Below are 11,252 nucleotides of genomic sequence, written 5' to 3' on the forward strand. Positions count from 1 at the left end.
AGAACTCCATGACCAACCGGAGTTACTCGCGGAGGGGAACGATGGACGAGCAACATCATTCGTTTGAGCAACTGAAACAGGTAGATGAAGGCGGCATGGAGTATTGGTCGGCAAGAAGCCTGGCCAAGCTGCTCGACTACTCGGAGTATCGTCACTTCCTACCGGTACTGGCGCGTGCGAAAGAAGCCTGTAGCAACAGCGGACATGCTATCGAAGACCATTTCGAGGACGCGCTCGGAATGGTTGTCATTGGCTCGGGAGCCCAGCGTGAACTGCAGGATGTAAGGCTTTCACGCTACGCCTGCTATCTGGTCGTACAGAACGGTGATCCTTCCAAACCGGTGATTGCCGCTGGCCAAACTTACTTCGCCGTGCAGACACGCCGCCAGAAAATGGCCAACGATGCGGCCTTCCAGCAGCTCAAGGAGGACCAGAAACGGTTGCTTCTGCGCAACGAGCTACGCGAGCACAACAAGCAACTGGTGGAGGCAGCGCAGCAGGCTGGTGTGGTGACGGGGTTGGATTTCGCCATCTTCCAGAACCACGGCTATCAGGGCCTTTATGGTGGTTTGGACCAGAAAGCCATCCACCATCGCCGAGCTGGGAGGGACCATGCCCGAGGATCTCCCTACTCCCGAAACAGTATCAAGCAGATCAGGAAACTCCAAGGCAAGTCGTCGCTCGATGACTGAGGGCCTGGGTGAGCTGAAGCTTCCATTCAGCGTGAACTGACAACTCTCAGAACCCCCCACCCGGCCGCAACGGAAAGACCGCCTCGGGATAACCGGCATCCTCGGGAATGCACAGATGGCGGATGCCGCCGATGTCCTCCAGCCAGGGTTGCACGCTGCGCCGCGGGCGTTGGCGGGCCATGGCCAGGGCCTGGGCGAGGTTGTCGATGCCCAGCAGCAGGCGCAGGTTCTGCGCGGTGACGAAGACCAGGCTGTGGCGCCCCGCTTCGCCTTCCTCCAGGGCGCGTTGCGGGTTGATCCACAGCGAGTCCACCGCCTCGCCGCCATCGTGCAGGGCGGCCTGTCCGGCCGGGGCGGCGGCGATGAAGAAGCGGGTGTCGAAGCGCTTGTCGAGGAAGGCCGGGGTGACCCAGTGGGCGAAGGGTTCCAGCTGGTCGATGGCGAGGAGCAGGGCCTCCTCTTCCAGCAGTTCCAGGAAGCGCCTGGCGTCGCCCTGGATGTGACGCTGCCAGCGAGCCTTCAGCTCGGCGAGTGCTGTGCCATCGAGCAGTCCTTCGCAGCCTCGCCGGCGGGCCAGGAGAATGCCGCTTTCCTCGAAGAGTTCGCGCAGCCCCGCCACGCGGAAACGCAGTTCGTCGTCGTCCAGGCTATCGGCGCCCAGGCAGTACTGGCGGAGCCGGGCGTGGCCGTCGGCGTCTTCCAGCTTGCCGCCGGGGAACACCAGGGCGCCGCCGCAGAAGGCCGCCTGGGGATTGCGCTGCAGCATGAAGACTTCCAGAGCGCCGCCCTCCTTCGCTTCACGCAGGAGCAGGATGGAGGTGGCTGGACGCGGTTCGATCGGGGGCATGGCGAGCGCTCTTCCCTGGGGCCTGCCTTTGAGCTTATAGGCCGCCAGGGACGCGCGTGGAGGGCGTATCGGACAAAAACCAGGGGACGGGTGCCGTGACGCCCGATCGTGCGCCAGAAACGAAAACAGGGCCCATTGGGCCCTGTCCTCTACAGCCTGGCTATCCGGCTCAGGCCACGTCGGCCTTGGGCGCTGCCTGTGCCGGCAGCTCGCCCATCTCGCGCAGGGTCCGGGCCACCCATTCCTCGGCGCGCTGGTTGAGTTCGGCGATGGCGCGCGGGCCTTCGCCTTCGGCATGCATCAGCGGGCCGATCGCCACCTCGATGGTGCCCGGGTACTTGGCCCAGCCGTTCTTCGGCCAGCAGTGGCCTGCGTTGTGGGCGATGGGCAGCACCGGCAGGCCGGCATTCACCGCCAGGGCCGCGCCGCCGCGGGAGAACTTGCCCAGCTCGCCGGTGGGGATGCGCGTGCCCTCCGGGAAGATCAGCACCCAGGCACCCTGCTGCAGGCGCTCGTGGCCCTGCTTGGCGAGCTGCTTGAGGGCCAGCTTGGGCTGGCTGCGGTCGATGGCGATGGGCCTGAGCAGGGCCAGGGCCCAGCCGAAGAAGGGCACGAACAGCAGTTCGCGCTTGAGTACCTGGCTCAGCGGTTCGAAGTAGCCGGAGAGGAAGAAGGTCTCCCAGGTGCTCTGGTGCTTGGAGAGGATCACGCAGGGCTTCTGCGGGATGTTTTCCAGGCCGCTGAGGCGGTAGCGCACGCCAACCATGTGCCAGGCCAGCCAGACGGCGAAGCGGCACCAGCGCTGGACCACGAAGCGGTAGCGCGCGCGGAACGGCAGGAAGGGCGCGATCAGCAGGCTGAGGGTGCCCCAGAGGAAGGCGCTGGCCGACAGCAGCAGGTAGAAGAGAACGGTTCTGATGGCCTGCACTGTCGACATGGTCAGCGGGTCCTTAGGGCAAGAGGTGGGAGGCGACGGCGGCCAGGTCATCGAAGACCAGCGTGCCTTCGGGCAGCGCCTTGGCCAGGGTGCGTTCGCCCTTGCCGGTCTTCACCAGCACGGGCTGACAATCGACGGCCAGGGCGGCTTCCAGGTCACCCCGGGTGTCGCCGACGAACCAGACGCCCTTGAGCGAAACGTCGTAGTACGCGGCGATCTGCCTGAGCATACCCGGCTTCGGCTTGCGGCACTCGCAGCCTTCGTCGGGTCCATGGGGGCAATGGACGATCAGCCCCAGTTCGCCGCCCTGCTCCGCCACCAGCTCGCGCAGGCGCGCGTGCATGTTTTCCAGGGTGGCGAGGTCGTAGTAGCCGCGGGCGATGCCGGACTGGTTGGTGGCCACCGCGACCGTCCAGCCGGCCCGGCTCAGGCGGGCGATGGCAGTGATGGCGCCGGGAAGGGGAATCCACTCGTCGAGGGATTTGATGTACGCGTCGGAGTCCTGGTTGATGACACCGTCGCGGTCGAGGATCAGTAGTTTCATGTTCAGGCTACAGGCTGCAAGCCACAGGCTGCAGGCCGGGCTGCATCACCTGCAGCCTGGGGCCTGAAGCCTGTAGCCACTGGGCGTCAGCCCAGCAGGGAAATGTCGGCGACGCCGAGGAACAGGCCGCGCAGCTTCGCCAGCAGGGCGTAGCGGTTGGCTCGCACGGCGCTGTCGTCGGCGTTGACCAGGACTTCCTCGAAGAAGGCGTCGACCGGTGCGCGCAGGGCCGCCAGGCGGGCCAGGGCGGCGCGGTAGTCGCGAGCCTGGGCCAGCGGAGCCACTTCGCCTTCGGCGTTCGCCACGGCGCTGCCGAGCGCCTTCTCGGCGGCCTCGTTGAGCAGGCCGGCGTCGACGCTCGCCGGTACCTCGCCCTCGGCCTTGGCCAGGATGTTCGACACGCGCTTGTTGGCTGCGGCCAGGGCCTCGGCTTCGGGCAACTGACGGAAGGCCTGCACGGCCTGCACGCGCTGGTCGAAGTCCAGCGGCGCGGTCGGCGTCAGGGCGCGCACGGCCTGGTACACGGCGACGTCGACGCCTTCGTCCTCGTAGCGCGCGCGCAGGCGGTCGAAGATGAAGTCCTGGACCTGGGCGGCCAGGCCCTCGGCCTTGACCTTGTCGCCGTACTGGCCGACGGCGAAGGCGATGGCCTCGCCCAGGTCGAGGTCGAGCTGCTTCTCGATCAGGATGCGCAGCACGCCCAGGGCGGCACGGCGCAGGGCGTACGGGTCCTTGCTGCCGGTGGGCAGCATGCCGATGCCGAAGATGCCGACCAGGGTGTCGAGCTTGTCGGCCACTGCTACCGCGGCACCGGTCAGGGTGCTTGGCAGCTCGGCGCCGGCGCCGCGCGGCATGTACTGCTCGTTCAGCGCCAGGGCGACGTCCTTGGCCTCGTCGCCGGCGGTGGCGTAGTAGTAGCCGGCGATGCCCTGCATTTCCGGGAACTCGCCGACCATCTCGGTGGCCAGGTCGCACTTGGAGAGGATGCCGGCGCGCGCGGCGTTCTTCGCGTCACCGCCGATGCGTTCGGCGATGAAGGCGGCCAGGGCGGACACTCGCTCGGCCTTGTCGAACACGGTGCCGAGCTGGGCCTGGAACACCACGTTCTTCAGGCGCTCGTTGAAGGCCTCCAGCGGCTGCTTCTGGTCCTGCTTGAAGAAGAACTCGGCGTCGGTCAGGCGCGGGCGCACGACCTTCTCGTTGCCCGAGACGATGTGTTCGGGGGCCTTGCTCTGCACGTTGGCCACGGTGATGAAGCGCGGCAGCAGCTTGCCGTTGGCGTCCAGCAGGCAGAAGTACTTCTGGTTGTCCTGCATGGTGGTGATCAGCGCTTCCTGGGGCACGGCGAGGAAGCGTTCCTCGAAGGAGCAGACCAGCGGCACCGGCCATTCGACCAGGGCGGTCACTTCGTCCAGCAGGGCCGGCGGCACGATGGCGGTGCCCTGCTGTTCGGCGGCCAGTTCGGCGACGCGCTTGGCGATGATCTCGCGGCGCTCGGCGAAGTCGGCCAGCACGTGGGCGCTGCGCAGGTCTTCCAGGTAGTTGGCGGGGCTGGAGATCAGCACGTTGTCCGGGTTGTGGAAACGATGGCCACGGGATTCGCGGCCGGCCTTCCGGGTGAGGATTTCGCAGTCCACCACCTCGCTGCCGAAGAGCATCACCAGCCACTGGGTCGGGCGCACGAACTCTTCGCGGCGCGCGGCCCAGCGCATGCGCTTGGGAATCGGCAGCTCGTTCAGCGAGGCTTCGACGATGCCCGGCAGCAGGCCGGCGGCCGGCTGGCCGGCGATGGTCTGGCTGAACTTCAGCTTGGGCCCGCTCTTGTCGATCTGCTCCAGGTCCACGCCGCACTTCTTGGCGAAGCCGAGGGCGGCCTGGGTGGGGTTGCCGCTGGCGTCGAAGGCGGCCTGCACGGGCGGGCCGTCGAGGTTGACGGTACGGTCGGGCTGCTGCACGGCGAGTTGGTCGATCTGCACCGCCAGGCGGCGCGGCGCGGCGTAGCAGCGGGCGGCGGAGTAGCCCAGGCCGGCGGCCTTCAGGCCCTTCTCGATGCCGGCCAGGAAGGCTTCACCGAGGCTCTTCAGGGCTTTGGGCGGCAGCTCTTCGGTGCCCAGTTCGACGAGGAAATCCTTCGCGCTCATTATTCGGCCTCCTTCAGCTTGGCCAGTACTTCGTCACGCAATTCGGGTGTGGCCATGGGGAAGCCCAGGCGCGCGCGCGCCTGCAGGTAGCTCTGCGCCACGGCGCGGGCCAGGGTGCGCACGCGCAGGATGTAGCGCTGGCGCTCGGTCACCGAGATGGCCCGGCGCGCGTCCAGCAGGTTGAAGGTGTGCGAGGCCTTGAGCACCATCTCGTAGGTCGGCAGCGGCAGCTGCAGCTCGATCAGGCGGTTGGCTTCGCTTTCGTAGAAGTCGAACAGCTCGAACAGCTTCTCGACGTTGGCGTGCTCGAAGTTGTAGGTCGACTGCTCCACTTCGTTCTGGTGGAACACGTCGCCGTAGGTGACCTTGCCGAACGGGCCGTCGGCCCACACCAGGTCGTACACCGAGTCGACGCCCTGGATGTACATGGCCAGGCGCTCCAGGCCGTAGGTGATCTCGCCGGTGACCGGGTAGCACTCGATGCCGCCGACCTGCTGGAAGTAGGTGAACTGGGTCACCTCCATGCCGTTCAGCCAGATTTCCCAGCCCAGGCCCCAGGCGCCGAGGGTCGGCGATTCCCAGTTGTCCTCGACGAAGCGGATGTCGTGCACCAGCGGGTCGATGCCGATGGCCTGCAGCGAACCCAGGTAGAGCTCCTGGAAGTTCTCCGGGTTGGGCTTGAGCACCACCTGGAACTGGTAGTAGTGCTGCAGGCGGTTCGGGTTCTCGCCATAGCGGCCGTCGGTCGGCCGGCGGCTGGGCTGCACGTAGGCGGCGTTCCAGGTCTCCGGGCCGATAGCGCGCAGGAAGGTGGCGGTGTGGAAGGTGCCGGCGCCAACTTCCATGTCGTAGGGCTGCAGCACCACGCAGCCCTGGTCGGCCCAGTACTGTTGCAGGGCGAGGATCAGGTCCTGGAAGGTGCGCACGGCGGGCGTAGTCTGGCTCACGAATTTCACCTGTGCTGGGTATGCGACGAAAACCCCGCAGTATACCCGAAGCCGCGTGCCGCTTGGGGTGCACACGCATTTTCGGAGGGTTCCGCAAGCGGCGGAAAGCGTACGATGACTGTATCTACATACAGTGTTACGGTTATAGTGGGGTTTCCCCCGGCCCATCAGGACGACCGCCATGCCCCGCTGCTTCTGGTGCAACGACGACCCGCTGTACATCGCCTACCACGACACCGAGTGGGGCGTGCCGCAGAGGAACCCCCAGGCGCTGTTCGAGATGCTGGTGCTGGAGGGCGCCCAGGCCGGGCTGTCGTGGATCACCGTGTTGCGCAAGCGCGAGCGCTACCGCGAGGTGCTGTTCGGCTTCGACCCCCAGCGCCTGGCGCGCATGAGCGACGAGGAGATCGAGCAGCGCATGCAGGACCCGGGCATCATCCGCAACCTGGCCAAGCTCAGGGCTGCGCGGCAGAACGCCCAGGCCTGGCTGGCGCTGCCCGAGCCGGTGGAATTCCTCTGGTCGTTCGTCGGCGGCCGGCCGAAGGTCAACCGCTTCAGCGGCCGCGGCGACGTGCCGGCGGTGACGCCCGAAGCCGAAGCCATGAGCCGCGCGCTGAAGAAGGCCGGCTTCACCTTCGTCGGGCCGACCATCTGCTACGCCTTCATGCAGGCCACGGGGATGGTGATGGACCATACCCTCGATTGCGATCGTCACGCGGAGCTGTCCGATCGCGGATGGAGTTCGTAGCACCGTAGGGCGTATAACCGTTCGCGGTTATACGCCGTTTCACCTAGCTCATGCTCGGCTTCGCGGTTGAGCTCGGAGCACTCGGAAAGAGGCGCTCCGTGGCCAAACCCGGAGCTACCTTGGACCAAGGCCAAACGGCGGATAACGCCGTAGGCGTTATGCGCCCTACGGTGGATTCAGGCTGTTTCTATCGCCCCCATTGCCGCGCGCCTTTCGCCTTCGCCCATGCCCGCTGGTTAGAATGTGCGCATTCGGCTGAAGGAGCATTCCGTGGAGAAATTCAAAGGTGCCTTGGTGGTGGGCGGGCTGCGCCTGTTCGCCATGCTGCCCTGGCGGGCGGTGCAGGGGCTGGGGGCCGCCATTGGCTGGCTGATGTGGAAGTTGCCCAACCGCTCCCGCGAGGTGGCGCGCATCAACATCTCGCACTGCTTCCCCGAGCTGTCCGCCGCGGAGCTGGACAAGCTGGTGGGGCGCAGCCTGATGGACATCGGCAGGACCCTCACCGAGAGCGCCTGCGCCTGGATCTGGCCGCCGCAGAAGTCGCTGCAGTACATCCGCGAGGTGGAAGGCATGGAGGTGCTGGAAGAGGCCCTGGCCTCCGGCGACGGCCTGGTCGGCATCACCAGCCACCTGGGCAACTGGGAAGTGCTCAACCACTTCTACTGCTCCTACGCCAAGCCGATCATCTTCTACCGCCCGCCGAAGCTGAAGGCGGTGGACGAACTGCTGAAGAAGCAGCGCGTGCAGTTGGGCAACCGCGTGGCACCGTCCACCCCGGAAGGCATCATGAGCGTGATCAAGGAAGTGAAGCGCGGCGGCTGCGTCGGCATTCCCTGCGACCCGGAGCCGGACCTGGGCTCGGGGCTGTTCGTGCCCTACCTGGGCACCACCGCGCTGACCAGCAAGTTCGTGCCGTCCCTGCTGTCGCGCGGCAAGGCCCGCGGGGTGTTCTTCCACGCGGTGCGCCTGCCCGACGGCAGCGGCTACAAGGTGATCCTCGAGGCCGCGCCGGCGGACATGTACGACAAGAACATGGAAGTCTCGGTCGCCGCCCTGAGCCGCGAGCTGGCCCGCTACGTGCGCGACTACCCCAGCCAGTACATGTGGACCATGAAGCGCTTCAAGAAGCGCCCCGAAGGCGAAGCCAAGTGGTACTGAGCTGAGGGACGCCAGCATGTGGGGACTACCGACCACCGCCACCGCGCCCTTCTGTCCTTCCGAGGTCAGGGGCAGCGTCGTCGTTTCGCCCAGCGCGCCGCTGTGGAAGCGCATCCTGCAGTTCGCCGGGCCCGGCCTGCTGGTCTCCATCGGCTACATGGACCCGGGCAACTGGGCCACGGCCATCGAGGCCGGTTCCGGCTTCGGCTACCAGCTGCTCTACGTGGTGCTGCTGTCGAGCCTGGCCGGCATGGTCCTGCAGTGCCTGGCCATGCGCCTGGGCATCGCCACCGGGCAGGACCTGGCGCAGCTCTCGCGGCAGCGCTACAGCCCGGCCATGGCCAAGCTGCAGTGGCTGCTGGCGGAGTTGTCGATCATCGCCACGGACCTGGCCGAAGTGCTCGGCTGCGCCCTGGCCTTCCACCTGTTGCTGGGCGTGAACCTCACCGGCGGCATCCTCCTCACCGCCCTCGACACCCTGATCGTCCTCGGCCTCAAGGGCCAGCGTTTCCGCCACCTGGAGGCGATCATGCTGGGGTTGATCATCACCATCAGCGCCTGCTACGTGGTCGAGCTGGTGCTGATCAAGCCGTACTGGCCGGACGTCGCCGCCGGCTTCGTGCCCAGCCTGGACACCCTCGGCCAGCGCGAGCCGCTGTACCTGGCCATCGGCATCCTCGGCGCCACCGTGATGCCGCACAACCTCTACCTGCACTCCTCCATCGTGCAGACCCGCGCGGTGGCCGGCAGCCAGGGCAAGGCCTCGGCGATCCGCCTGGCGCGGCTGGACACCGTGGTCTCGCTGAGCCTGGCGCTGCTGATCAACGCCGCCATCCTGATCCTCGCCGCCGCCGCCTTCCACGAGACCGGGCATTCCGACGTTACCGAGATCCAGGACGCCTACCGCCTGCTCGAACCCCTGGTCGGCGCCGGCCTGGCCGCCATACTGTTCGGCGTGGCGCTGCTCGCCTCCGGGCAGAGTTCCACCTTCACCGGCACCATCGCCGGCCAGGTGATCATGGAAGGCTTCCTGCAGATGAAGATCCCCTGCTGGCAGCGTCGCCTGATCACCCGCGCCCTGGCGCTGATCCCGGCGCTGCTGGGGGTGATGCTGATGGGCGACAGGGCGGTGGGCAAGCTGCTGGTGTTCAGCCAGGTGGTGCTCAGCCTGCAGCTGCCCTTCGCGCTCTGGCCGCTGATCCGTTTCACCGGCGACCGCGCGCTGATGGGCGAGTTCGTCAATCGCTGGCCGACCCGCGCGCTGGCCTGGCTGCTCTTCGTCGTCATCAGCGGCGCCAACCTCTGGCTGCTGGGGCAACTGACCGCTTGACCGGCGGCGGCGGATCGGGCCGACTATGCCGCTGACATTCCGGACGGATGCCGAGCATGGCGAATCAGAGGCAGTACCCGCGTACCCCGATGAAGTGCAGGATCAAGATCGTCCACGCGAGCTTCGGCGAGGTCATCGGCCACACCCGTGACCTCTCCGACGGCGGTGTCTACGTGCGCCACGCGGCGCTGGCCGCGCTCCCTCCCGGCACCCGCGTGCAGGGCCAGGTGCAGGACCTGCCCATGGAAGCGCCGGTGCTGCAGATGGAAGTCATGCGCACCGACGCCGAGGGCGCCGGCCTGCGTTTCGTCGACTCCGACTGAGGTTCGCCGCGCCCAGGCTTGCCGCCGGCCCCGGCTGGGCCGTATATTCCGCCGCCAAGACGTTAATGATAATTCTTATCAATTGAGCGGATGGGCGGCCCATGTCGGCGGCAACTGGCGCGAAGGAATCCCTGCAGCAGCTCTACCTCGACCACCATGGCTGGCTGCACGGCTGGCTGCGGCGGCGCCTGGGCGACCGCGAGCGTGCCGCCGACATCGCCCATGACACCTTTCTGCGCCTGCTGGTCTCCGGCCGCTACCCGGCCCGCCAGGAAGGCCGCAGCTACCTGGTGCAGATCGCCCGCAACCTGGTGGTCGACCAGTGGCGCCGGCAGCGCATCGAACAGGCCTACCTGGACAGCATCGCCCAGCTGCCCGAGCCGGAAACCCCGTCGCTGGAAACCCGCGCCATCATCGTCGAAACCCTACTGCGTATCGACGCCATGCTCGAGCGCATGCCCGCCAAGGTGCGCGCGGCCTTCCTCATGTCGCAGTTCGAGGGGCTGAGCTACGCGCAGATCGCCGAGCGCCTGGGGGTGAGCCTCAGCTCGGTGCAGAAGTACATGATCCGCGCCATCCAGGCCTGCTACCAGGTGCTCTACGAAGCATGAAACGCCCAGCCGAAGCGCCGGTGGCCCCGGCCGTGGTCGAACGCGCCAGCGAGTGGCTGATGCTGCACTGGGGCGGCGAGCTGGACACCGACCAGCACGCGGCCTTCGCCGCCTGGCATGCCGCCGACCCCGAGCACCGCCGCGCCTGGCAGCGCCTGCAGCAGTTGCAGGGCACCCTGGCCAGCGTGCCCGCCGCCACCGCCCGCCAGGTGCTGGGCGAGCTGCCGGACCGCCGCCGCCGCGACCTGCTGAAGACGCTCGGCCTGCTGCTGGCCGCCGGCGGCAGCGCCTACCTGGCCGGCGACCTGCCCTGGCGCGAGACCTTCGCCGACCAGCGCACCGCCAAGGGCGAACGCCGCCACCTGCGCCTGGCCGATGGCAGCCAGCTGGACCTGAACAGCGACAGCGCCGTGGACATCCGCTTCGACGCCAGCCAGCGGCGCATCTGCCTGCTGGCCGGGGAAATCCTCTGCCAGGCCGTGCAGGAGGCGCGGCCGCTGGTGGTCGAGACCGCCGCCGGCGACATCCGCACCCGCGGCGCGCGCTTCGCCGTGCGCGAACTGGACGGCGGCAGCCGCGTCGACCTCTACCAGGGGCAGCTGGATATCCTGCCGCGGCATGCCGCCGCCGTGCGCCTGCAGGCCGGCCAGCGCCTGTGGTTCAACGCCGAGGGCATCGGTGCGCTGCAGGCCGCCGACGGCAATGCCAGCGCCTGGAGCGAAGGCCGGCTGATCGCCGAGCGCCAGCCGCTGGGGCAGTTCCTCACCGAACTGGGGCGCCACCGCTCCGGCCTGCTGCGCTGCGCCGAGGATGCCGCCGGGCTGCTGCTCACCGGCGTGTTCCCGCTGGCCGACACCGGCCGTGTGCTCGCCGCCCTGGAGCGCAGCCTGCCGGTGCGGGTGAGCTACCGCACCCGCTACTGGGTGACGGTGGAACGCCGCGCCTGACTCGCCGCCAACGGTTCATCGAAAAAA

Annotated in this window: 12 protein-coding genes; 7 read left to right on the forward strand and 5 right to left on the reverse strand. The window is 67.7% G+C overall.

Features of this window, described 5'->3' with window-relative positions:
- The first annotated feature begins 41 nt into the window (after positions 1-41).
- Positions 42-692, forward strand: coding sequence for a DNA damage-inducible protein D (gene dinD / locus DK254_RS21145; RefSeq protein WP_109935342.1), 651 nt, complete (start codon positions 42-44; stop codon positions 690-692).
- 46 nt (positions 693-738) lie between these two features.
- Here dinD and DK254_RS21150 read toward each other — a convergent pair whose 3' ends face one another.
- The 5 genes from DK254_RS21150 to glyQ all read right to left on the reverse strand — a co-directional run bounded on the left by DK254_RS21150 (position 739) and on the right by glyQ (position 6,108).
- On the reverse strand, positions 739-1,539 hold the full coding sequence (locus tag DK254_RS21150; RefSeq protein ID WP_109935343.1) for an NUDIX domain-containing protein: 801 nt from the start codon (positions 1,537-1,539) through the stop codon (positions 739-741).
- A gap of 169 nt (positions 1,540-1,708) precedes the next feature.
- Entirely contained in the window at positions 1,709-2,476 is a 768-nt protein-coding gene (locus tag DK254_RS21155) for a 1-acyl-sn-glycerol-3-phosphate acyltransferase (RefSeq protein WP_109935344.1), read from the reverse strand.
- A gap of 13 nt (positions 2,477-2,489) precedes the next feature.
- Positions 2,490-3,026 (reverse strand): D-glycero-beta-D-manno-heptose 1,7-bisphosphate 7-phosphatase, encoded by a 537-nt coding sequence (gene gmhB / locus DK254_RS21160; protein ID WP_177412100.1) that lies wholly within the window; start codon positions 3,024-3,026, stop codon positions 2,490-2,492.
- A gap of 80 nt (positions 3,027-3,106) precedes the next feature.
- Complete coding sequence (glyS, locus tag DK254_RS21165) at positions 3,107-5,161, reverse strand: glycine--tRNA ligase subunit beta (protein ID WP_109935346.1); 2,055 nt, start codon at positions 5,159-5,161, stop codon at positions 3,107-3,109.
- Positions 5,161-6,108: a glycine--tRNA ligase subunit alpha gene (gene glyQ / locus DK254_RS21170; RefSeq protein ID WP_109935347.1), complete on the reverse strand. Its 948-nt coding sequence runs from the start codon at positions 6,106-6,108 to the stop codon at positions 5,161-5,163. Before glyQ ends, glyS begins: the two co-directional genes overlap by 1 nt.
- Before the next feature lie 181 nt (positions 6,109-6,289).
- On the opposite strand from glyQ, the gene DK254_RS21175 reads away from it, so the two are divergent.
- From DK254_RS21175 to DK254_RS21200, 6 genes are all read left to right on the forward strand, one after another.
- Positions 6,290-6,856 carry a DNA-3-methyladenine glycosylase I gene (locus DK254_RS21175; protein WP_109935348.1) on the forward strand — a complete coding sequence of 189 codons (567 nt, stop codon included), beginning with the start codon at positions 6,290-6,292 and terminating at the stop codon, positions 6,854-6,856.
- Between the two features lie 270 nt (positions 6,857-7,126).
- Positions 7,127-8,014 (forward strand): lysophospholipid acyltransferase, encoded by an 888-nt coding sequence (locus DK254_RS21180; RefSeq protein ID WP_089392576.1) that lies wholly within the window; start codon positions 7,127-7,129, stop codon positions 8,012-8,014.
- Positions 8,015-8,030: 16 nt separating this feature from the next.
- Positions 8,031-9,344: an Nramp family divalent metal transporter gene (locus DK254_RS21185; RefSeq protein WP_109935349.1), complete on the forward strand. Its 1,314-nt coding sequence runs from the start codon at positions 8,031-8,033 to the stop codon at positions 9,342-9,344.
- Between the two features lie 56 nt (positions 9,345-9,400).
- Complete coding sequence (locus tag DK254_RS21190; RefSeq protein WP_089392578.1) at positions 9,401-9,667, forward strand: PilZ domain-containing protein; 267 nt, start codon at positions 9,401-9,403, stop codon at positions 9,665-9,667.
- Positions 9,668-9,768: 101 nt separating this feature from the next.
- On the forward strand, positions 9,769-10,278 hold the full coding sequence (locus tag DK254_RS21195; protein ID WP_109935350.1) for a sigma-70 family RNA polymerase sigma factor: 510 nt from the start codon (positions 9,769-9,771) through the stop codon (positions 10,276-10,278).
- Positions 10,275-11,225, forward strand: a complete 951-nt coding sequence (locus DK254_RS21200; RefSeq protein WP_109935351.1) for a FecR domain-containing protein — start codon at positions 10,275-10,277, stop codon at positions 11,223-11,225. Before DK254_RS21195 ends, DK254_RS21200 begins: the two co-directional genes overlap by 4 nt.
- Positions 11,226-11,252 lie beyond the last annotated feature (27 nt).

The sequence above is a fragment of the Pseudomonas sp. RW407 genome, assembly GCF_003176655.1.
Classification (GTDB): domain Bacteria; phylum Pseudomonadota; class Gammaproteobacteria; order Pseudomonadales; family Pseudomonadaceae; genus Pseudomonas; species Pseudomonas delhiensis.